The organism is Streptomyces sp. NPDC059582 (genome assembly GCF_042735715.1).
Taxonomy (GTDB): Bacteria; Actinomycetota; Actinomycetes; order Streptomycetales; family Streptomycetaceae; genus Streptomyces.
Genome location: NZ_JBHWCC010000019.1, coordinates 90,776 through 111,665 on the forward strand (window position 1 = coordinate 90,776; position 20,890 = coordinate 111,665).

The 20,890-nt window shown below is 71.4% G+C and carries 20 protein-coding genes and 1 pseudogene; 9 read left to right on the forward strand and 12 right to left on the reverse strand.

All coding sequences use genetic code 11. The features are described from left to right. Positions 1-28: 28 nt before the first annotated feature. Complete coding sequence (locus tag ACFV0T_RS18430; RefSeq protein ID WP_385779761.1) at positions 29-1,318, reverse strand: DUF5685 family protein; 1,290 nt, start codon at positions 1,316-1,318, stop codon at positions 29-31. A gap of 290 nt (positions 1,319-1,608) precedes the next feature. Between ACFV0T_RS18430 and ACFV0T_RS18435 the strand changes: the two genes are divergently transcribed. Next, positions 1,609-2,046 carry a cell division protein SepF gene (locus tag ACFV0T_RS18435; protein WP_385779763.1) on the forward strand — a complete coding sequence of 146 codons (438 nt, stop codon included), beginning with the start codon at positions 1,609-1,611 and terminating at the stop codon, positions 2,044-2,046. A gap of 35 nt (positions 2,047-2,081) precedes the next feature. Here ACFV0T_RS18435 and ACFV0T_RS18440 read toward each other — a convergent pair whose 3' ends face one another. Both ACFV0T_RS18440 and ACFV0T_RS18445 read right to left on the reverse strand, forming a co-directional pair. Continuing rightward, a complete protein-coding gene (locus ACFV0T_RS18440; protein ID WP_385779766.1) occupies positions 2,082-3,272 on the reverse strand; it encodes an acyl-CoA dehydrogenase family protein in 1,191 nt (396 codons plus the stop codon). A 295-nt stretch (positions 3,273-3,567) separates the two neighbouring features. Continuing rightward, positions 3,568-5,190, reverse strand: coding sequence for an MFS transporter (locus ACFV0T_RS18445; protein WP_385779769.1), 1,623 nt, complete (start codon positions 5,188-5,190; stop codon positions 3,568-3,570). Positions 5,191-5,456: 266 nt separating this feature from the next. Between ACFV0T_RS18445 and ACFV0T_RS18450 the strand changes: the two genes are divergently transcribed. After that, on the forward strand, positions 5,457-6,644 hold the full coding sequence (locus ACFV0T_RS18450; RefSeq protein WP_385779771.1) for a mannosyltransferase family protein: 1,188 nt from the start codon (positions 5,457-5,459) through the stop codon (positions 6,642-6,644). Positions 6,645-6,882: 238 nt separating this feature from the next. After that, positions 6,883-7,920 carry a phosphatase PAP2 family protein gene (locus ACFV0T_RS18455; protein WP_385779773.1) on the forward strand — a complete coding sequence of 346 codons (1,038 nt, stop codon included), beginning with the start codon at positions 6,883-6,885 and terminating at the stop codon, positions 7,918-7,920. Positions 7,921-8,031: 111 nt separating this feature from the next. Here the strand turns inward: ACFV0T_RS18455 and ACFV0T_RS18460 are convergent, their stop codons facing one another. Further along, a complete protein-coding gene (locus ACFV0T_RS18460; protein ID WP_385779776.1) occupies positions 8,032-8,247 on the reverse strand; it encodes an I78 family peptidase inhibitor in 216 nt (71 codons plus the stop codon). Positions 8,248-8,667: 420 nt separating this feature from the next. Here ACFV0T_RS18460 and ctaD point away from each other — a divergent pair. Further along, positions 8,668-10,194: pseudogene (ctaD, locus tag ACFV0T_RS18465) on the forward strand (cytochrome c oxidase subunit I); the annotation flags it as partial. Positions 10,195-10,237: 43 nt separating this feature from the next. Here ctaD and ACFV0T_RS18470 read toward each other — a convergent pair. Further along, on the reverse strand, positions 10,238-11,278 hold the full coding sequence (locus ACFV0T_RS18470; RefSeq protein ID WP_385779779.1) for a helix-turn-helix transcriptional regulator: 1,041 nt from the start codon (positions 11,276-11,278) through the stop codon (positions 10,238-10,240). 113 nt (positions 11,279-11,391) lie between these two features. After that, entirely contained in the window at positions 11,392-12,057 is a 666-nt protein-coding gene (locus ACFV0T_RS18475; protein ID WP_385779781.1) for a transglycosylase family protein, read from the reverse strand. Between the two features lie 535 nt (positions 12,058-12,592). Between ACFV0T_RS18475 and ACFV0T_RS18480 the strand changes: the two genes are divergently transcribed. Together ACFV0T_RS18480 and ACFV0T_RS18485 are read left to right on the forward strand one after the other, a co-directional pair. After that, the gene (locus ACFV0T_RS18480; protein ID WP_385779784.1) at positions 12,593-13,372 is read left to right on the forward strand and encodes a hypothetical protein; all 780 of its coding nucleotides are present in this window, start codon (positions 12,593-12,595) and stop codon (positions 13,370-13,372) included. Between the two features lie 82 nt (positions 13,373-13,454). Continuing rightward, on the forward strand, positions 13,455-13,910 hold the full coding sequence (locus ACFV0T_RS18485; protein ID WP_385779785.1) for a hypothetical protein: 456 nt from the start codon (positions 13,455-13,457) through the stop codon (positions 13,908-13,910). A 71-nt stretch (positions 13,911-13,981) separates the two neighbouring features. On the opposite strand, the gene der is transcribed toward ACFV0T_RS18485, so the two are convergent. From der to ACFV0T_RS18515, 6 genes are all read right to left on the reverse strand, one after another. Then, positions 13,982-15,460: a ribosome biogenesis GTPase Der gene (gene der, locus ACFV0T_RS18490; protein WP_385779788.1), complete on the reverse strand. Its 1,479-nt coding sequence runs from the start codon at positions 15,458-15,460 to the stop codon at positions 13,982-13,984. Positions 15,461-15,532: 72 nt separating this feature from the next. Then, the gene (locus ACFV0T_RS18495) at positions 15,533-16,120 is read right to left on the reverse strand and encodes a lysophospholipid acyltransferase family protein (protein ID WP_385779875.1); all 588 of its coding nucleotides are present in this window, start codon (positions 16,118-16,120) and stop codon (positions 15,533-15,535) included. A gap of 62 nt (positions 16,121-16,182) precedes the next feature. After that, entirely contained in the window at positions 16,183-16,863 is a 681-nt protein-coding gene (gene cmk / locus ACFV0T_RS18500) for a (d)CMP kinase (RefSeq protein WP_385779791.1), read from the reverse strand. An 84-nt stretch (positions 16,864-16,947) separates the two neighbouring features. Then, positions 16,948-18,033 carry a prephenate dehydrogenase gene (locus tag ACFV0T_RS18505; RefSeq protein ID WP_385779794.1) on the reverse strand — a complete coding sequence of 362 codons (1,086 nt, stop codon included), beginning with the start codon at positions 18,031-18,033 and terminating at the stop codon, positions 16,948-16,950. Beyond that, complete coding sequence (gene aroH / locus ACFV0T_RS18510; RefSeq protein WP_385779797.1) at positions 18,030-18,392, reverse strand: chorismate mutase; 363 nt, start codon at positions 18,390-18,392, stop codon at positions 18,030-18,032. The genes ACFV0T_RS18505 and aroH overlap by 4 nt, the downstream gene beginning before the upstream one ends. A gap of 119 nt (positions 18,393-18,511) precedes the next feature. After that, a complete protein-coding gene (locus ACFV0T_RS18515) occupies positions 18,512-18,982 on the reverse strand; it encodes a YidB family protein (RefSeq protein ID WP_385779800.1) in 471 nt (156 codons plus the stop codon). Between the two features lie 186 nt (positions 18,983-19,168). Here ACFV0T_RS18515 and ACFV0T_RS18520 point away from each other — a divergent pair, with 186 nt between their 5' ends. From ACFV0T_RS18520 to ACFV0T_RS18530, 3 genes are read left to right on the forward strand one after another with little or no spacing between them, the layout of a single operon-like run. Continuing rightward, positions 19,169-19,840 (forward strand): hypothetical protein, encoded by a 672-nt coding sequence (locus ACFV0T_RS18520; protein WP_385779878.1) that lies wholly within the window; start codon positions 19,169-19,171, stop codon positions 19,838-19,840. A 23-nt stretch (positions 19,841-19,863) separates the two neighbouring features. Next, positions 19,864-20,454, forward strand: coding sequence for a DUF6529 family protein (locus ACFV0T_RS18525; RefSeq protein ID WP_385779803.1), 591 nt, complete (start codon positions 19,864-19,866; stop codon positions 20,452-20,454). Then, a complete protein-coding gene (locus ACFV0T_RS18530; RefSeq protein WP_385779806.1) occupies positions 20,451-20,888 on the forward strand; it encodes a Rieske (2Fe-2S) protein in 438 nt (145 codons plus the stop codon). The genes ACFV0T_RS18525 and ACFV0T_RS18530 overlap by 4 nt, the downstream gene beginning before the upstream one ends. Positions 20,889-20,890: the final 2 nt, after the last annotated feature.

Below are 20,890 nucleotides of genomic sequence, written 5' to 3' on the forward strand. Positions count from 1 at the left end.
CACGTTTTCCCGTCACCCAGCCAAAACATCACACTCCGCAGTCGCAGCACGAGCAGCAATCGCAGCAGTCGCAGGCATCGCAGCAGGAGCAGTCGCAGTTTCCGCAGCCACTGCACCAGCCTTCACGGCGCTTGCGCGACCACGGCCCCTCGTAGGTGTCGGCACAGCACACCTTGCAGGTGCAGCACAGCCCGATCGCGACCGCGCACCCGGCCCAGAAACCCCGCTTCCCGGGCCGCGGCGGCTCACCGCCGAAGGGGTTGCCGCCGAAGGGATTGCCCGGCCCCGGCCCTTGCGGCGCGTACGGTCCCTGCGGCGCGTACGGCCCTTGCGGCGCATAGGGCCCTTGCGGGTGGTGCGGATCGTGCGGCCCCTGCGGGTTGTAGGGCCCTCCCTGCCGGGCCGGCCCGAACGCCCCCTCCGGCGCATGCCCGCAGGACTCCGTCCCGAACGCGCGGTCCACCGAGCGGCGCAGCTCGTGCGCGAGCAGCAGATGGGCCAGTCTGCCGTCGGTGAACTCCACCTCGCGCAGGGCGAGTCGGATGCCGTGCAGCGCGTCGTCCGCGAGCCGCCGGGCCTCGGTGAGCGGGGTGCCGGTCGCGGTGAGCGGGTTCCAGGCACCCGACGCGGCGTCAGTTTCCCTGTCCTCCACGGCGTCCAGCAGATGTGCGAGCCGCCCGAACAGTCGTCCGGCCTCGGCGAGCGGCCCGGCGTTGCCCGGCCGCCCCGCCAGCACCGCGGTGTGCGCGAAGGCCGCCGCGGTGGCGGTCTCGGTGGGTTCGGTGACCGCCAGGATCGGCGTCCCCGGTCCCGCGAGGGTCTCCAGACCGAGCTGCCGGTCCACCGCGTCGAGGAGCACGGCGGTGTCGAACCCGACGGCGGACCCGCTCCGGGCACCCGCGCGTCCCCAGCCGGCGGCGACCCGGCGGGCGGCGAGCGCCACCGGCCGCCGGGCCAGCAACCCGTCCCCGTCGGCGACGTGGTCGCGCACCTTGGCCGCGGCGAGCACCAGCGAGACGGCGGCCGCGAGCCGGGCCCCCTCGCCGTTCGCGACGGAGGCGGTGCGCATCCCGCGCAGCGGGCAGGGCCCCGCCGTACGGCGCCCGATGGCGCTCCCGGCCCGCTCGGGGCCTTCGGGGGGCCCGGCCTGAGCCTCCGTCAGAATCGAGATGAGCAGACCGTCGTAGTTGGTCACAATCCGCGCGAACTGGCCATGATCCGAGCGCAGCGCGAGGCAGAGCCCACACAGATGCGCCATCCACTGGGCCTTGAGTCCCTCACCGAGACGGTGACTGCATGGCCTGACGATTCCGAACACGACAACCCCCCGTGGGTGCGTACGGCGTTGAGCTGCCGCATCGTATCGGCCCCTCCGTTCACCCGTACGCACCGACCGTCACCCATACGCCGTGAAGAATCATATTTCACTCACAGTCAGCAGTCGCATACAGCACGACCCTTGGGGCACCCGGGCTCTCGACGGATCGGCTGTGCACCAGTACCGTCACAAACCCCCCGTGCGGCGTCTATCCACTTGGCGCGACATCCGCATCATGGACGACCATAGAGATGCGGAAGCAAGCAAGACCGCTGTGAGAGGAGGCGTCCATGGGATCGGTGCGCAAGGCGAGTGCCTGGCTTGGCCTCGTCGACGACAACGATGACGAGCGTTACTACGACGATGACTACTCCGAGGGGACCGACTCCGGGGACGCCTGGGTCACCGACCCCCGGGTCAAGGTGGCCACGGACACGGCCGAGGAGAAGGGCCGCCGGATCGGCACGGTCACCCCGGACAGCTTCCGGGACGCCCGCGCCATCGGCGAGATGTTCCGGGAGGGCGTCCCGGTCATCATGAACCTCACGGCCATGGAGGCCGGGGACGCCAAGCGCGTCGTCGACTTCGCGGCCGGTCTGATCTTCGGACTGCGCGGCTCGATCGAGCGTGTGTCCACCCGGGTGTTCCTGCTGACCCCCGCCGACACGGAGATCGTGAACGGCGAGCCGGCCGCGCACCGTTCGGACGGCTTCTTCAACCAGAGCTGAGGCAGGGCCGCTCACCGGCCCTGCCCCGGCGGGGTCTACCGGAAGGCGTCGAGCCCGGTGAGCGCCTTGCCCAGCACGAGCTGGTGCATCTCGACGGTTCCCTCGTACGTCAGCACCGACTCGAGATTGGTCGCGTGCCGCATCACGGGGTACTCCAGGGAGATCCCGTTGGCACCGAGGATCGTCCGCGCCGTACGGCAGATCTCGATGGCCTCCCGTACGTTGTTCAACTTGCCGAAGCTGACCTGCTCGGGACGGAGCCGGCCGGCGTCCATGCGCCGCCCGAGGTGGTGGGCGAGCAGAATCCCCTTGTGCAGTTCGACGGCCATGTCGGCGAGCTTGGCCTGGGTCAGCTGGAACCCCCCGATGGGACGCCCGAACTGCTCCCGTGTCCGCGCGTACTCGACGGCGGACTCGAACGAGGCGCGCGCCGCCCCCATCGCGCCCCAGACGATGCCGTAGCGGGCATGGGAGAGACAGCTGAGGGGTCCGCGCAGCCCGACGACCTCGGGCAGCACGGCGTCGGCGGGGAGCCGCACGTCGTCGAGCACGAGTTCACTGGTGACGGAGGCACGCAGGGACCACTTGTGCTTGATCTCCGGGGCGGAGAACCCGGCGCTGTCGGTGGGCACGACGAACCCGCGGATCCCGTCGTCGGTCTGCGCCCACACCACGGCGACCCCGGCGACCGACCCGTTGGTGATCCACATCTTCCGCCCGTTGAGCACCCAGTCGGTGCCGTCGCGCTTGGCATACGTGCGCATGCCGGCCGGGTCGGAGCCGTGGTCGGGCTCGGTGAGCCCGAAGCATCCGATGACGTCGCCGGCGGCCATGGCGGGCAGCCAGCGCTGCTTCTGGTCCTCGCTGCCGAAGCGGTGGATCGCGTACATGGCCAGCGAGCCCTGCACGGAGACGAGGGACCGGATGCCGGAGTCGGCGGCCTCCAGCTCCAGACAGGCGAGCCCGTACTGCACGGCGGTGGCGCCCGCGCAGCCGTACCCGGTGAGGGACATCCCCAGCGCGCCGATTCCGCCGAGTTCCCGGGCGAGCTCGCGGATGCCGGGCAGCTCGCCCTGCTCGTACCACTCGGCGACGTAGGGCAGGACGCGGTCCGCGGCCCAGCTGCGCACGGTGTCCCGGACGGCCAGGTCCTCGGGGTCGAGCAGGTCGTCGATGCCGAGCGGGTCGGCGGGGTCGAACGGGGGCAACTTCGAGGACGCGGACATGGGAACCCTCCGACAACTGAAACTAGCACCGCTAGTCACGACTCGACCGCCGCAGACGTTACGACGCAGTGTCCCCCACGTCCACCCCGCATTTCGCACCCACGCGCCACGCACCACCGCCGACGCCGGCCGCGGACCACGACCGCGGACCACAACTGCCGGCCAGGAGGTACATCGACGGCAACCGCCTTGGCCACCGCCGCGAACCGCGGGCGGCCGTCGGCGGATCACCCCCGCGGGCGACGTTCACCCCTCGGTCGGTGGTGACAGGCGGTGCGTGGGCGGGCCGTGCCGGTCAGGCCGAGACGCGGGACTCCGCGACTTCCCTGGGCGCCGGTACCGTCACCGCCGCCGCCGTGTCCGTGTCCGTGTCCTCCCCGCACTGCATGACCCGCGGCAGCCGCAACGCCATCACGGCCCCCAGCAGCAGCAGCCCCGCGCTCACGAGCAACGTCACGTGCAGCCCGTGCACGAAGGAGTCCCGGGCCGCCCGGCGCAGGGCCGCGCCCGCCGAGCCCCCCAACCGCCCGGCCACGTCGTAGGCCTCCCCCAGCGAGTGCCCCGCCGACGCCGACGCGGACGCCGGGACACCCGGCACGGACGCCAGCCCTGGCGTGTACGCCGCGTTCATCACACTGCCGAGCAGCGCGATCCCGATCCCTGCCCCCAACTGGTACGACGTCTCGCCGATCGCCGAGGCCCCGCCCGCCTGCGCCGGCGGCGCCTCGCTCAGCATGGACTCGTACGCACCGAACAGGGTCGCCTCCAGGCCGAAGCCGAGCAGCAGGAACCCGACCAGCAGCAGCCCCGCGTTGTCCGATTCGCCCATCGCCGTCAGCGCCGTCACCGCGACCGCGGTGAGACAGAACCCGGCGCACACCATCCGTCGCGGCCCGAACCGCCGCAGCAGCCGCGCCCCCGCGAGCCCGGCCGCCATCGCCGCGAACGTCAGCGGCAGCAGCCGTAGTCCCGTCTCCAACGGCGAGAGCCCCAGCACCAGCTGGAGGTACTGCGCGGCGATCAGTTCGAGGCCGACCAGCGCCAGCATGGCCAGCACGATGCAGCCCACCGACGTACTGAACGCGGGCCGCGCGAACATCCGCAGGTCCACCAGGGGATGCGTACGGCGCCGTTGACGCCGTACGAACAGAACGATCAGCGCGGCGCCCGCCAGCAGCGGCAGCAGGGTGAGCACACTCACCACCGGCTCCCCGCCGCCGAGCCGCTTCACGCCCAGCACCACACCGAACAGTCCGGCCGCGGCCATCAGCGCGCCCACGACGTCCCAGGGCCCGTGCCCGTCGCCCGTCGACTCGGGCAGCAGCAGCCGCCCGACCGGCAGACTCACCAGCATCAGCGGGATGTTGACCAGGAAGACCGAGCCCCACCAGAAGTGCTCCAGCAGGAAGCCGCCGAGCAGCGGCCCGACCGCCGCCCCGACCGCGGCCACCGCGCTCCACACCCCGATCGCCATCGCGCGCTCACGCCGTTCGGGGAAGACCTGCCGGAGGATGGAGAGCGTCGCGGGCATGATCATCGCGCCGCCGACGCCCAGCAGCGCCCGCGCGACGATCAGCATGTGCGCGTCCTGGGCCAGCGCCGCGAGACCCGAGGCGAGGCCGAACAGCGTGTAGCCGAGGAGGAGGATCCGCCTGCGGCCCACCTTGTCGCCCAGCGTGCCGAAGAGGATCAGCAGCGAGGCACAGACGAGGGGGTAGGTGTCGACGATCCAGAGCAGCTCCATGCCGCTCGGTCTGAGGTCCTCGGTGACGGCGGGTACCGCTACGTGCAGTACGGTCGCGTCGACGGCGACGAGGAGCAGGCTCACGCACAGGACGACGAGTACGACCCAGCGGTTGGCACCGGCCCCGGCCGCCCGACGGCGCAGCGCAGCGGCGGCCGTGGTCGTCCCGGACATGTACGTACCTCCAAGGTGATCCCTCGCGGTGCGGCGGGCTCACGGGGTGGGGGACTCCCCCGCGTCTCGGCCGGAGCGGAGCGAGCGGTCTCCGGCCCGCACTGATCGCCTGCGAGTGACTCGTCAGCGTACGCGAGTTCGTTCGCACGCCGAGTGGCGGACCTCTCACACCCGACACGGAACCCGTGTGGCGTACGCCACTGCCCTCACCCCCTCCCACGCCCCGGCGAGCCGTCCGGTTCCTGAGACGGTCGATAATCGAGCCCGTGATCGATCCAGAGACGCGCGCGGCACCCCCGCGCTCCGCCGCCCCGCGCCGGGCGGCTCCGGCTCTCCTCGGGTACGCGGCCGTGCGCGCCCTGGGCCTGCTCGTGCTGGCCCTGTGGAGCGGCGCGAGCGGCAAGAGCGCGTACTCGCTGCTGACCGCCCGGTGGGACTCGCTGTGGTACACGCGGGTCGCCGAACTCGGCTACGGCTACGAGGTACGCCTGGCGAACGGGGACGTTCACTCCAACCTCGCCTTCTTCCCGCTGCTGCCCTGGCTGGAGCGGCTGCTGCACGCGGCCACCCCGCTGTCGTACGCCGGCGCCGGCTTCACCGTCAGCCTGCTCGCCTCACTGGCCGCGGCCTGGGGGATCTTCGCGGTGACGGACTTCGTGTACGGGCGCCGGGCCGGGGTGTGCGCCGTACTGCTGTGGGCCGTGCTGCCGGTGGGGATCGTGCAGTCGATGGCGTACAGCGAGTCGCTGTTCACCGCGCTCGCCGCCTGGTCGCTGTACGCGGTGCTGACCGGACGCTGGCTCACCGCCGGGGCGCTGGCCGCGCTGGCCGGGCTGACCCGGCCGGTCGGGCTCGCCGTGGTCGCCGCGGTGTGGACGGCGGGGATCGTCTCGTTCGTGCGAACGCGGAGCGAGGCGTCCACGCACGGCGCATATATAGAGGAGCACGCCCCCTCTTTCACCCGTCGCGCCCTCGCGATGTCCCTCGCACCCCTGGGCGCCGCCGGCTACGTCCTGTGGGTCGGCCACCGCACCGGCAGGGGACCGCTCGGCTACCTCGACGTCCAGGCGGGCTGGCGCAACGGCTTCGACGGCGGCTGGGCCTTCGCCCGCTTCGTCGCCGACAAGTTCACGTCGTTCCCGTCGGCCCTGGCCGGGGTCGGGCTGATCGTCGGGGTGGGCCTGGTGATCTGGCTGTACGTCATCGGCGTACGGCAGCGTCAGCCGCTTCCGCTGCTGGTGTACACGGGTGTCGTCACCGCGCTCGCCCTGTGCGCGTCGAGCTACTTCGGCTCGAAACCGCGGCTGCTGCTGCCCGCCTTCCCGCTGCTGCTGCCCCTCGCCCTGGCCCTGGCGCGGCTGCGTACGTCGAGAGCGGCGCTGGTGGTGGGCGGTGTCGCGGTGCTGTCGGCCGCGTACGGGGCGTTCTGGCTGAACGGCTCCGGTCCGCCATGATCAACACCTGACGGTGGGTGAGCACCCGGAGAATTCCACCCAAGGATTCGGTGAACGAATTCATAAGTGACATAAAACTGCCCCCCGGAATGATCAAAAGAATTGCAGGGTGCGCCAGTTCGACATTGAGGAATCCCAGGAAATAAACATCCTCCTGAGAGGAATCCCACATCACATCGTCATCACAAACACGCTGAATCGACCGGGGACAGAGCTCACTCGCTGTAACGTCGATTGGGTGCGTACCGAACGAAACCTCACCCGTCTGGACCGGGTGTTCACCAGGCTGGACCGTGAGCCGGAACGACCGGCCCACATCGATGTGCCGAAAATGAGTCGGCACCGGGTCGTGCTGTTCGGCGCGACCCTGGCCTTCTACCTGGCGATCGTGTGGGCCGTGGTCATCACCTCGTGGCTGGTCCGGCTCGACTGGCAGGTCATGTTCTTCCGGCCCTACCAGCAGTGGCCGGAGATCCACGCCTTCCTCGACTACTACGTCGTCCTCGGCCAGCGCGGCCCGACGGCCGTGATGGTCGCGGCCTGGCTGGGCTGGCGCTCCTGGCGGCAGCACACGCTGCGTCCGCTGCTGACCCTGGGCACCTCACTGCTGCTGCTGAACATCACGGTCGGCACAGCCAAGTTGGGCATGGGCCGCCTCGGACCTCACTACGCGACCACCATCGGCTCGAACGAGATGGGCCTGGGCGGCGATATATTTCCCAGCGGTCACACCGCCAACGCCGTGGTGACCTGGGGGATTCTGGCGTATCTGGCCTCCACGCCAAGAGCGCGCCGCTGGCTGTCCGCCCTCTCCGCGGTGACCTCGCTCGGCGTCGGCCTCACCACCGTCTACCTCGGTACGCACTGGCTGAGCGACGTGGTCCTCGGCTGGGCCGCGGGTCTGCTGATCCTGCTGGCGCTGCCGTGGTTCGAGCCGCTGGTCGCCCTGGCCGAGACCGTGCTGTTCGACCTGCGCGACCGCTGGCGCGCCCGTCGCGCCGGTACGACCTCGGTGCCGGTGCCCGCTCCGGCCGGCCCGATCGGCGCTCCGGTGCTGCTCAAGCCGCGCGCGTCCGCGCATGACGACGCCGCGGCGGCCCACGAGTCGACCGCGCCCCGCCCGCCGCGGGCCTCCCTGCACCTGGCCCCCGGACCGCACACCGCCCGCTCCGAGCGCACTCCGGTCACCCCGGTGGGCAGCCGCCGCCCGCCGCCGCACCCGGACCGGCTGCCGCGCGGCACGGCCGCTTCGGCGGCCCGCCCGACGGGCAGCTGACCGCGACGCACGGCGGGGCCGCCGGTACGCACAACCCGGCCCCGCACGGCGCACGACGAAGGCCCCGGCTCCTGTGTCCCAGGAGCCGGGGCCTTCGTCCCGGAGCGCGCCTCAGCCCTTCCAGGCCCGCGTCACCCGGCCGTCCTCGACCTCGAAGTTCAGCCGCCCCACGCGGTATTCCATGGTGATGATCGACCCCGGCGGCAGCGAGCGCACCGTCGTCCACCCGCGCTCGCGGGCGAGCCGTTCGGCCCGCCCGTCCTCGAGGCCGACGTACCCGTCCGGACTGTCCTGGGGCTCCGCTGGCGGAGTGGGAATCGGTGACATACCGCCACGCTAGGCCGTGGGCGGCGCTCCTGGAAGCCGGACCGGCGGCGTGAATCACTCTGGTCACACTTCTGTCACAGGATCACGACATGCGTTTCGGTCGAACTGCATCACACGAAAGAGCGGTTGCGTACGCCTTCTGCGGGTATTCGAACGTAATTTCCGCGTGTCGGTCGGAGTCGGTGAATTGGACAGCGAAAAGTACCGGGAGAACCGTCCCTGGAGTGAAGTTCTCCTGTGATTCCGCGCGGGCCGCGACAGCTGACGCCACATAAGTAATGCACGGCTTCACCACAGAACCCCCTTAGGCCCTCTGTCGGGTCGGTGGCGGCGCGAGCATCATGGCGTGGGCCCGTGGACACCGGTGCGGTACGGGCTTCGGCTGACCCGGGGAGCGACGAGCGAAGGGGCGAGCGAACGATGGGGACGGAGACCGTTCAGGCTGGGGCACGGCCCACGCGGGCCAAGCGGCGAGGGCGACTGGTCGTCGACTGGCTGACCACCACCGACCACAAGAAGATCGGCCACCTGTACCTGATCACGTCGTTCGGGTTCTTCCTGGTCGGCGGGGTCATGGCGCTGCTGATGCGGGCCGAACTGGCCCGGCCGGGACTCCAGATCGTCGACAGCGACCAGTACAACCAGCTGTTCACCCTGCACGGCACGATCATGCTGCTGCTCTTCGCGACACCGAGCTTCGCGGGCTTCGCCAACGAGCTGATGCCCTTGCAGATCGGCGCCCCCGACGTCGCCTTCCCCCGGCTGAACATGCTGTCGTACTGGCTGTTCCTGTTCGGCGGTCTGATCGTGCTCGGCTCGCTGCTGCTGCCCGAGGGCCCGGCCGCGTTCGGCTGGTTCGCCTACGCGCCGCTCAACAGCGCGGAGCACTCACCCGGGCTCGGCCCCGATCTGTGGATCATGGGCCTGGCGCTGGCCGGCTTCGGAACGATCCTGGGCGCGGTCAACTTCATCACCACCATCATCGGGATGCGCGCCCCCGGCATGACCATGTTCCGGATGCCGATCTTCACCTGGAACACGCTGTTCACGTCGATCCTGATCCTGATGGCGTTCCCGGTGCTGGCGGCGGCGCTGCTGGTGCTGGAGGCGGACCGGCGGTTCGGCGCGCAGGTGTTCGACGCAGCCAGCGGCGGCGCGCTGCTGTGGCAGCACCTGTTCTGGTTCTTCGGGCATCCCGAGGTGTACATCATCGCGCTGCCGTTCTTCGGGATCATCACGGAGATCCTCCCGGTCTTCAGCCGGAAGCCGGTGTTCGGCTATCTGACGCTGGTCGGCGCGACGATGGCGATCACGGGCCTGTCGGTGGTGGTGTGGGCGCACCACATGTTCGCGACCGGCGCGGTGCTGCTGCCGTTCTTCTCCTTCATGTCGTTCCTGATCGCGGTGCCGACGGGTGTGAAGTTCTTCAACTGGACCGGGACCATGCTCAAGGGCTCGGTGTCCTTCGAGACGCCGATGCTGTGGGCGGTGGGATTCCTGGTGACGTTCCTGTTCGGCGGGCTGACCGGGGTGATCCTGGCGTCCCCGCCGATGGACTTCCACGTCACGGACTCGTACTTCGTCGTCGCGCACTTCCACTACGTCGTCTTCGGCACGGTCGTCTTCGCGATCTTCGCCGGGTTCTCCTTCTGGTGGCCCAAGTTCACCGGGAAGATGCTCGACGAGCGGCTCGGGAAGATCCACTTCTGGACGCTCTTCGTGGGCTTCCACACCACGTTCCTGGTGCAGCACTGGCTGGGCGCGGAGGGAATGCCGCGCCGGTACGCCGACTACCTCGCCGCCGACGGCTTCACGGCCCTGAACACCGTCTCGACCATCGGCGCCTTCCTGCTCGGCCTGTCCACGCTGCCCTTCCTCTACAACGTCTGGAAGACCGCCAGGTACGGCGAGAAGGTCGAGGTCGACGACCCCTGGGGGTTCGGCCGTTCCCTGGAGTGGGCGACCTCCTGTCCCCCGCCCCGGCACAACTTCACGACGCTGCCCCGGATCCGCTCGGAGTCCCCGGCGTTCGACCTGCACCACCCGGAGTTCGCGGCCCCGGTCCCGCTGCCCGGGCCAGAGCGGCGTCCAGCCGGTCCCGGGCCGTCCTGATCGCCGCGATGAGCTCGACGGGCTCCAGCACCTCGAACGCGAAGCCCGTCATCATGACGTGAACGACCATCACGTCCAGGCTCGCGGCCCCGGTCCGCAGGATGCAGGCGTCGTCGCCGTCCGGCTCCAGCGTTCCGGCGGAGGGCGAGACCCGCTCGGCGGCCTCGTGCAGCGGCACCAGCAGCCGGACGACGGCGTGCGAGGCGTACGCGCGCGTGGAGACCCCCCGGGAGACATAGGCGGCGAGATCCTGGGCGGGCGGCTCACGGGGCGTGAAGTGCGGCCCGTGCGGCGGCCTGGGCGTGACGCGGTCGGCGCGGAACGTACGCCAGTCCTCCCGGTCGAGGTCCCAGGCGACCAGGTACCAGCGGCGCTCGGTGCACACCAGGCGGTGCGGTTCGACGCTGCGGCGGGTGGCCGAGCCGTCGTGCCCGCGGTAGTCGAAGCGCAGCCGTTCGGCGTCCCGGCAGAGGTGGGCCAGCTCGGTCAGCACGGCCGGGTCCACGGCGGAGGGCTGCGGGCCGCGCAGCATGGGCACGGTGTAGGCGTTGAGGGCCCCCACCCGGCGGCGCAGCCGGTGCGGCAGGACCTGCTCCAGTTTGGCGAGGGCGCGTACGGAGGTCTCGCCGATGCCCTCGATGCCCTGCCCGGCTGCCGTGCGCAGACCCACGGCGACGGCCACCGCCTCGTCGTCGTCGAGCAGCAGCGGCGGCAGTTCGGCGCCCGCGCCCAGCTGGTAGCCCCCGCCGGTGCCGCGGCTGGCGTTGACCGGGTAGCCGAGTTCGCGCAGCCGGTCCACGTCGCGCCGCACCGTGCGCGCGGTGACGCCGAGCCGGTCGGCCAGCTCGGCCCCGGACCACTCGCGGTGGGCCTGGAGGAGCGAGAGCAGGCGCAGCAGTCGTGCGGAGGTCTCCAGCATGGTCGCAGTGTGTCGCACGGGACGTACGGCGGGCAGCGGCCGGACGGTGGCAACGGCGGGGCCCCGCCCGGTCGGTGGACCGGGCGGGGCCGTGGGCCGGGGCGCGCGGTCGCTCAGAGGTCGAGACGCTGCCCGGGCACGATCATGTCGGGATCACCGCCGATGACGGCCTTGTTGGCGGCGTAGATCCGCTGCCAGGTGGTCCCGTGCCGGGCGGCGACGCCGCTGAGCGTGTCGCCCTCGCGGACGGTGTAGTCGCCACGGGAGGCGCCGCGGGTCGGGTGCTGCGTCGCACGGGTCGGCGTCTTCGACGCCCCGGACGACGTGGGGGGCGTCGACGGCTTCGGCTTGGCCGGCGCCGACTTGGTGGAGGCGGAGCCGCTCGCGGGGGCCGCTGGGGCGCTCCCGGCCGCTCCGGCGCGCGCCGAGCAGGTGGGCCAGGCGCCCCAGCCCTGGGCGCTCTGGACCTTCGTGGCCACGGCGATCTGCTGCGACCTGGTGGCCCGGTCGGCGGTGGGCGCGTAGGCGCCGCCGCCGTAGGCGCGCCACGTGCCGGCGGAGAACTGGAGTCCTCCGTAGTAGCCGTTGCCGGTGTTGATGTGCCAGTTGCCGCCGCTCTCGCACCGGGCGATGCGGTCCCACACCCCGCCGTCCGCCGCCGTGGCGTCGCCGGCCGCGGCGAGCAGTCCGAGCGGGGCGAGCAGCGCCGCCCCGGCGAGGACCGCCGTCCTACGGGTCTTACGGGTGATGTCGCTGGTGGTATCGGCACATTCGGACATGTGGATCCCTCTCGAACAACCCGGGGTCCCCCTAGGTCGGTTCGCGACGCCGCGTACGGACGCGGTCGTCGCGCTCCACCCGTCCGCCGGACGGTGGTGCTGCGCCCTGGCTTGGCGCGGCCGGCGGACTTCCCGAGCGGTGCTCTGTGCACACGGCGGAGGAATGTAGAGAGCGGAGCGACTCGGTATCAACCAACTCCCTGTCGTCCCAGGCCAGTTCATCGTTACCGCCGGTATCGGCGAAATCCGGCCACCCACTTAATTCCCTGATTTCCACATTTGTCGACCAACGACCCAGACGGTCTGTGACTCACTTCACTGAACGAACTCCCTTGCTTTTCACCACTCTTGACGATGAGTGTCCGATTCCGCACCGGACGTGACCCTGTGCGGTGGATGGTTCGATTCCGTTCGCCCGACAGCGTGACCCCCGCCACAGATCGCCCGTTGTCTTCTGCATGAGCCCGGGACCCACCCGGACCACGGGCCGGGAGCCACCCGGTCCCGCCACGCACCGCATCCCGAGGGAGCCACCGTGCCGCGCATGCTCGACGTCAGCGACGAGGTACGCGCCGAGATCGGCGACGAAGAAGCCGACCGGCTGCTCGCCGGAGAGAACGCCCCGGGCAGTTACGACTGCACGTCCTGCCGCACCCCGGGCGACTCCGAGCACGAGCGCACCAGCACCGTCCTGTTCATCGGGGACGAGACCGCCGTACTCGCCTTCGCCCACTCCGGCTGCCTGCCCTCGCAGGTCGTCCAGGTCACCGAGGAGCAGTTGCAGGGCGCGGTCCGTTCCATCGGCGGCACCGCCGGCGGCGACCCGCACCAGGCCATGCCCGAGCAGGCGGTGCTCGGCGTGACCAGCGGACTCGTGCTGATCGCCGGAGAGTTGCACCCCGCGCTCGTCGTGGAGCCGACCGCGCCCATCGTGCGGCCCGGCTCCACCGCCATCGGCGACGACTTCCTGCCGCTGCTCATCGAGCAGGGCTTCATGCCGCTCAGCGAGATCTCCGAGGTACCGCCCGTGCTGCACGGCTGGTCGGTGCTGCTCGCCGCGGGCCAACTGCACGCCGTGCTGCAACCGGGCACGGGCGGCGGGCAGCCGGTCGCCTGGTGGCAGGCGCACCAGCCGCTCCAGGTCACGGACAGCTGGCGGGCGGCGGCGAACAAGCACCAGCAAGTGCTCATGTTCGCCGCACCGGTCGGTTCGATCGGGCGCCAGCCCCGGGAGGACCTGCTGCGGGGCGCGCTCGACAAGGCGGCCGCCAACGGCAAGCTGGTCGCGTCCGCACTGCCCCTCGCGGGGACCTGAGCACCCTTGCTCCAGGGACAGTTGACCTGCTGAATCAGCAGCTCAGCCGCATCCCCTGGGCGGCGGGGTCGTTTGGACATACGTGCACGCATACGACGTTCCCCGCCGCCAGGCCTTCCAGTCGGTCCCTCCCTCAGGTTCTCCGCTCCGTTCGGGCAGGGAGGTGCCTCCGCCGCGACCGGCTCAGGAACCTCATGGCGGGCCATCGGCCACGCCGATCTACGACGCGCTCTACGCCGAGTACGTCAAGTCCTTCCGCACCCTGCCGGGCGACCGCAGCGGTGAGGAAGAACTGGGCTTCACCGCCTTCGGGAACATCCCGCACAGCACGGGCTCGTTCGGCGGCCACCGTTCGGGGACGTTCAGCAGTTCCTACAGCGCCTACAGCGCGGGGGCGAGCGTCGCGCGGCACAGCGGCGGACAGCAGCCCTCGTGGCAGCGCGTCGGACACCTCGGCCAGCTCGGCCAGCAGCACCACGGCACGGGGATGCAGCACGTCCCGGCGGCGTTGCCGCCCGGCCCGCGCAGAGGCCTCTGAGCGGACCCGGAAGGACCGGACACGTGAAGGGCGCCCCCGGATTCCCGGGGCCGCCCTTCACGTCGTCCGTACTACTTCCGCTTCGCGCCGCGCTTCTCGCGCACCCGCACGGAGATGTGGATCGGCGTGCCCTCGAAGCCGAACTCCTCGCGCAGCCGGCGCTCGATGAAGCGTCGGTAGCCCGCCTCGATGAAGCCGGAGGCGAAGAGCACGAACCGCGGCGGCTTGGTGCCCGCCTGGGTGCCGAAGAGGATGCGCGGCTGCTTGCCGCCGCGGACCGGGTGCGGGTGGGCGGCGACCAGCTCACCGAGGAAGGCGTTCAGACGGCCCGTGGGGACCCGGGTCTCCCAGCCCGCCAGCGCCGTCTCGATCCCCGGCACCAGCTTCTCCATGTGCCGGCCGGTGCGCGCGGAGACATTGACCCGCGGCGCCCAGGCGACCTGGGCGAGCTCGGTCTCGATCTCCCGCTCCAGGTAGTAGCGGCGCTCCTCGTCGAGCGTGTCCCACTTGTTGAAGGCCAGGACGATCGCGCGGCCCGCGTCCACGGCCATCGTGACGATCCGCTGGTCCTGGACGGAGATGTTCTCCGACGCGTCGATCAGGATGACGGCGACCTCGGCCTTCTCCACGGCGGCGGCCGTGCGCAGCGAGGCGTAGTAGTCGGCGCCCTGCTGGAGGTGGACGCGCTTGCGGATGCCCGCCGTGTCGACGAACTTCCAGGTGATACCGCCGAGTTCGATGAGCTCGTCGACCGGGTCACGGGTGGTGCCCGCGATCTCGTTCACCACGACGCGCTCCTCGCCCGCCACCTTGTTCAGCAGCGAGGACTTGCCGACGTTCGGACGGCCGATGAGGGCGATGCGGCGCGGGCCGCCGACGGCACCCCCGAAGGTCTGCGCGGGCGCCTCGGGCAGCGCCTCCAGGACGGCGTCCAGCATGTCGCCGGTGCCCCGGCCGTGCAGCGCCGAGACGGGGTGCGGTTCGCCGAGTCCCAGGGACCACAGGTACGAGGCGTCGGCCTCGCCGCTCTGGCCGTCCACCTTGTTGGCGCACAGCACCACGGGCTTGCCGGCCTTGCGCAGCAGTCGTACGACCGCCTCGTCCGTGTCGGTCGCGCCGACCTTGGCGTCCACCACGAACACGACGGCGTCGGCCGCCTCGATCGCGTACTCGGCCTGGGCGGCGACGGAGGCGTCGATCCCGAGGACGTCCTGCTCCCAGCCGCCGGTGTCGACGACCTTGAAGCGGCGGCCCGCCCACTCGGCCTCGTAGGTGACACGGTCACGGGTGACGCCGGGCTTGTCCTCGACGACGGCCTCGCGGCGGCCGATGATGCGGTTCACCAGCGTCGACTTGCCGACGTTGGGGCGGCCGACGACGGCGAGCACGGGCAGCGGGCCGTGACCCGCCTCCTCGATGGCTCCCTCGACATCCTCGGGGTCGAAGCCCTCGACCGCGGCGAGCTCCATGAACTCCGCGTACTCCGCGTCGCCAAGTGCTCCGTGGTCGTGCTCCTCGCCCGAGCCCTCGGAGTGGATCTGGTCGTTCATGAAGTCCGTACCTCGTTCATCGTGGTGATCGGTGGACCGCCCGTATCGGGTGATCCACTACTCAAGTGTCTCTCAGCGCCCGGTCAGGCGCCTGGCGTTGTCCAGGTGCGCGGCGAGCTGCTTCTGGATGCGCTCGGTCGCCTCGTCCAGCGCCGTGCGGGTGCGCCGCCCGCTGCCGTCGCCCGCCTGGAAGGGGTCGCCGAAGACGACGTCGACGCGAGTGCGCAGCGGAGGCAGCGCCTTGGTCAGCCGGCTGCTCTTCCCGGAGCTTCCCAGGACCGCGACCGGGACGATCGGCGCCCCGCTGCGTACGGCGAAGTACGCGAGCCCCGCGCGCAGCGAGGCGAAGTCGCCCTCGCCCCGGGTGCCCTCCGGGAAGATACCGAGGACACCGCCGTGGTCGAGGATGTCCAGCGCCTGGGTGATCGCCGTGCGGTCGGCGCTCTGCCGGTCGACCTTCACCTGCCCGATGCCGAGCAGGAACGGGTCGAGCGGGCCGATGAACGCCTCCTTCTTGATCAGGAAGTGCGTCGGCCGGGGTGCCACGCCCATGACCATCGGGCCGTCGATGTTGTGGGCGTGGTTGACGGCGAAGATGACCGGGCCGGCCGCCGGCACCTTCCAGGCGCCCAGGACGCGCGGCTTCCACAGCCCGTACATCAGGCCGACGCCGATGCGTCGGCCGATCTCGGCACCCCTGACGGAGGGGATGGAACGGTCGCTCACTTCGCGGCCCGCTTCTCCTCGACGAGGGTGACGACACACTCGATGACCTGCTCGAGCGTGAGATCGGAGGTGTCCACCTCGACCGCGTCGTCCGCCTTGGCGAGCGGGGAGGTCTTACGGCTGGAGTCGGCCGCGTCCCGCTTCAGCAGGGCCTCGCGGGTGGCCTGCACGTCGGCGCTCTGGAGCTCACCGCTGCGGCGGGCGGCGCGGGCCTCCGCCGAGGCGGTGAGGAAGATCTTCAGGTCGGCGTCGGGCAGCACGGTCGTCCCGATGTCGCGGCCCTCGACGACGATCCCGTGCGCCGCGGAGGCGGCCAGGGAGCGCTGGAGTCCGGTGATCCGGGCCCGCACCTCGGGCACCGCGCTGACCGCGCTGACCTTGGAGGTGACCTCCTGGGTGCGGATCGGGCCGGCCACGTCGGTACCGTCGACCGTGATCGTCGGGTTCGCCGGGTCGGTGCCGGAGACGATCTCCGCCTTGCCGGCCGCGTCGGCGATCGCGGCGGGGTCGGTGACGTCGATCCCGTTGCTCACCATCCACCAGGTGATCGCCCGGTACTGGGCGCCGGTGTCCAGGTAGCTCAGCCCGAGCTGGGCGGCCACGGCCTTGGACGTGCTCGACTTGCCCGTGCCGGAGGGGCCGTCGATGGCGACAATCACTGCCGGGACGCTTTCCACAGTGGGGGTACCTTCCTGGACCGGGGTGGTGGGGCGGGGCACGACCGCGCCCCGCACAAGGTTACTGGCTCCCCGGACGCCGTCTTACTGCCGGATGGCCCAGCCCCGCTCGCGCAGCGCCGCCGTCAGAACGGGGGCCGACTTCGGCTCGACCATCAGCTGCACCAGACCGGCCTGCTGCCCGGTCGCGTGCTCGATGCGTACGTCCTCGATGTTGATCCCGGCCCGTCCCGCGTCGGCGAAGATACGGGCCAGCTGGCCGGGCTGGTCGTCGATGAGGACGACCACCGTCTCGTACGCCCGCGGAGCGGACCCGTGCTTGCCGGGGACGCGGACCTGGCCGGCGTTGCCGCGGCGCAGGACGTCCTCGATGCCGGTGGCGCCCACGCGGCGCTTGTCCTCGTCGGAGGACTGCAGGGCGCGCAGCGACCGGACGGTCTCGTCGAGGTCGGCGGAGACGTCCGCGAGGAGGTCCGCGACCGGCCCCGGGTTCGCGGAGAGGATGTCGATCCACATCCGGGGGTCGGACGCGGCGATCCTGGTCACGTCGCGGATGCCCCCGCCGCACAGCCGTACGGCCGCCTCCTCGGCGTTCTCCAGGCGCGCGGCGACCATGCTGGACACCAGGTGGGGCATGTGGGAGACGAGGGCCACGGCGCGGTCGTGCGCGTCGGCGTCCATCACCACCGGCACCGCACGGCAGTGCGAGACCAGCTCCAGGGCGAGGTTCAGCACCTCGGTGTCGGTGTCCCGGGTCGGGGTGAGCACCCAGGGGCGCCCCTCGAAAAGGTCGCCCGTCGCGGCCAGCGGGCCGGACTTCTCGCGCCCCGACATGGGGTGGCTGCCGATGTACGGGGACAGATCGAGGCCGAGCGCCTCCAGCTCGCGGCGCGGGCCGCCCTTGACGCTGGCCACGTCGAGATAGCCGCGGGCCAGGCCCCGGCGCATGGTGTCCGCGAGCACGGCGGCCACGTGGGCCGGCGGTGCGGCGACGATCGCGAGGTCGACGGGCCCTTCGGGCGCTTCGTCCGTGCCGGCCCCGAGGGCCGCGGCCGTGCGGGCCTGCTCCGGGTCGTGGTCGGCGAGGTGGACGACGACCCCGCGCTGGGCGAGGGCGAGGGCGGCGGACGTACCGATGAGTCCGGTACCGATGACGAGCGCGGTCCTCACTGGGCGATGTCCTTGCGCAGGGCCGCGGCGGCACCGAGGTAGACGTGCGCGATGTCGGTCCGGGGCCGGTCGGACTCGACGTGCGCGAGGAGACGGACCACGCGGGGCATGGCGCCCGCGATGTCGAGTTCCTGGGCGCAGATCAGCGGCACGTCGACGATGCCGAGCTTGCGGGCGGCGGCCGCCGGGAAGTCGCTGTGCAGGTCGGGTGTGGCCGTGAACCAGATGCTGATCAGGTCGTCCGTGTCCAGGCCGTTCCGCTCCAGCACGGCGGTCAGCAGGGCACCGACCTGCTCGCTCATGTGGCCGGCTTCGTCCCGCTCCAGTTGGACGGCCCCCCGGACCGCTCGTACCGCCACGGCGCTGCTCCTCGCTGATGTGCTGATGTACGGATCACTCTCGTCCATCCAGCCTAGTCAGACCGGGCGCGAGCGGGGTGCGGCGCCCGCCCGGTGAGACGGCGGGCGCCGCGCCGCGGTCAGTGCTGCATCTGCTGCCTGATGAGCTCCTCCAGGGAGGCGGCCTGGGGCACCTTGCCGCCGGGGGTGAGCCTGTCGACGGCCTTGGGCAGCGCCTTGGCCAGCTCGTCCGCGGCCTGGTCGGGCGTGGTGCCCGTCTGCTGGGCGACGTGCTGGAGGGTCTCGTCGGGCAGCGCCTGCTGGATCTGCGGGCCGGTGACGGGCTCGTTCTGGCCGGTGCCGACCCAGGAGTCCATCTGGCCGGACAGGCCGGACTTGGTGAGCATGTCCATCAGGCCGCCGAGCGGGCTGCCGGAGGAACCGCCCTGACCGGCAGCGGCGCCGCCCTGACCGGCGCCGGCCTGACCGCCGCCGGCCTGGCCGCCGCCGAGGGCCGAGATCAGCGCCCCCAGGATGTTGCCGCCGGAGGAACCGCTCTGGCCACCGCCGAGGAGGCCTCCGAGCAGACTGCCGAGATCGTTACCCGCCATGATGAAGCCTTTCTGAGGTACTGCCGCGCCCAGGTCGAAGGGCCCGGCTCGGACCATGCCAATGTCACCCGAATCGCCCTATTCCGCTACTTGGGGTGAGAACGCCCCCGTGCGCCCCTTTACGCCGGGGCGCGGGTCGGCTCTGATGGCAGGACACCTGCCTCGGGGGAGGCCGCCATGAAGCGCCTGAAGCGTCCTGGACCGCTGTTCACCCTTCTCGCGGGGCTGCTGCTCGGCCTGTTCCTCCTGTCGCTCAACGCGACGACCGGGGCGAGGAACCCGTCGTCGGCGAACCAGCGGGAGGCCCCGGCCCCGGCGGCCGCCGAGACCGGACTATCACCATCACCGACACCGTCGCCCTCGGCCTCACCCAGCCCCTCGCGCACGCCCGTGCCCGACGCCTCCTACGCGGGCCGTACCGACGACGACACGGCGGCCGTCGCCGTGACCGTGCGCGACGGCAGGGCGATCGCGTACTTCTGCGACGGACACGACAAGGAGTCCTGGCTGAAGGGCGACGTCCAGGACGACGGCACCCTGCGGCTCACCGGGGGTCACGGCGCGAGGCTGGACGGCACGCTCGCCGAGAACCGGCGGATCCGCGGCACCGTCGACATCGACGGCGGGCACTACGCCTTCACCGCCGACCGGGCGAGGAAGCCGTCCGGGCTGTACCGGGCGACCGCCACGGTGCGCGGCGCGAGGGTCGACGGCGGCTGGATCGTGCTGCCGGACGGCCGGCAGGTCGGTGTCCTCACCCGCGACGGCGCCCCCGGGGCGGCACCCGCGATCGACCCGGAGACCGGCGCGGTGACGGTCGACGGACAGCAGCTCACGGCCGGTCCCGCAATCCCCTGACCCCTTCGAGCAGGGAGCCGATCATGACCGTAGACCCGAACGCCGCCACCCAGAACTTCCCCTCCCCCGAGCGCGCCCCCGCCCACCGTCGTCCGCACCCGGCCCGCTATCTCGTCCCGGCCCTGGCCGCGGGCTGCGTCGCGGTCGCGCTCGGGGTCTACGGCCGGGTCCACGACCCGGCGGGCACGGCCTTCAACCTCGCGGGATTCAGCAGCACCGGCGCGGTGAAGTCGTGGCTGGCGACGACGGCGGTCTTCTTCGCGCTGGTCCAGCTCGTCTCGGCGCTGGTGATGTACGGCAGGCTGCCGGGCCCCGGCTGGGCACCGGCACTGCACCGGTGGTCGGGCCGGGTGGCGTTTCTGGTGGCGGTCCCGGTCGCGGTGCACTGTTTGTACGCGTTGGGCTATCAGACGTACGAAACAAGGGTTTTGTGGCACTCCGTCCTGGGATGCTTCTTCTTCGGTGTTTTCAGTGCCAAGATGCTGCTGCTCCGCTCGGAGCGGCTTCCCGGCTGGCTGTTGCCGATCGTCGGCGGACTCGTGTTCGTCGTGCTCACGGTCGTCTGGCTGACCTCCGCCTTCTGGTTCTTCGACACCTTCGGAGTGACGACATGATCGATGGCCCGACGCGGCGCACCGTACTCGCGACGGGCGCCGTCGCGTTCGTCGCCGGTTGCAGCAACTACGGTGACAGCAACGACTCCGCCTCCGCCGCCGACGCCTCCTCGACCGTCTCGGCCTCCGCCGCCGCGGACACCGAAACCAAGGTGCTGGCGAAGACCGGTGACATCCCGGTCGGCGGCGGCAAGATCTTCGCGGCCGACGAGGTCGTCGTCACCCAGCCGAAGAAGGGCGAGTTCAAGGCCTTCACGAACATCTGCACCCACCGGCAGTGCCCGGTCGCCAGCGTCTCCGACGGCACGATCAACTGCACCTGCCACGGCAGCAAGTTCCACATCGCCGACGGCTCGGTGGCCCACCCTCCGGCCGCCCATCCGCTGGCCGAGAAGAAGATCACGGTGACCGGCGACTCGATCAGCCTGGCCTGACC

Coding starts and splice junctions, on each gene's coding strand:
- ACFV0T_RS18435 (WP_385779763.1), top strand. CDS start 1,609: ATGGGATCGGTGCGCAAGGCGAGTGCCTGGCTTGGCCTCGTCGACGAC.
- ACFV0T_RS18440 (WP_385779766.1), bottom strand. CDS start 3,272: ATGTCCGCGTCCTCGAAGTTGCCCCCGTTCGACCCCGCCGACCCGCTC.
- ACFV0T_RS18445 (WP_385779769.1), bottom strand. CDS start 5,190: ATGTCCGGGACGACCACGGCCGCCGCTGCGCTGCGCCGTCGGGCGGCC.
- ACFV0T_RS18460 (WP_385779776.1), bottom strand. CDS start 8,247: ATGTCACCGATTCCCACTCCGCCAGCGGAGCCCCAGGACAGTCCGGAC.
- ACFV0T_RS18470 (WP_385779779.1), bottom strand. CDS start 11,278: ATGCTGGAGACCTCCGCACGACTGCTGCGCCTGCTCTCGCTCCTCCAG.
- ACFV0T_RS18475 (WP_385779781.1), bottom strand. CDS start 12,057: ATGTCCGAATGTGCCGATACCACCAGCGACATCACCCGTAAGACCCGT.
- der (WP_385779788.1), bottom strand. CDS start 15,460: ATGAACGACCAGATCCACTCCGAGGGCTCGGGCGAGGAGCACGACCAC.
- ACFV0T_RS18495 (WP_385779875.1), bottom strand. CDS start 16,120: ATGTACGGGCTGTGGAAGCCGCGCGTCCTGGGCGCCTGGAAGGTGCCG.
- ACFV0T_RS18515 (WP_385779800.1), bottom strand. CDS start 18,982: ATGGCGGGTAACGATCTCGGCAGTCTGCTCGGAGGCCTCCTCGGCGGT.
- ACFV0T_RS18525 (WP_385779803.1), top strand. CDS start 19,864: ATGACCGTAGACCCGAACGCCGCCACCCAGAACTTCCCCTCCCCCGAG.
- ACFV0T_RS18530 (WP_385779806.1), top strand. CDS start 20,451: ATGATCGATGGCCCGACGCGGCGCACCGTACTCGCGACGGGCGCCGTC.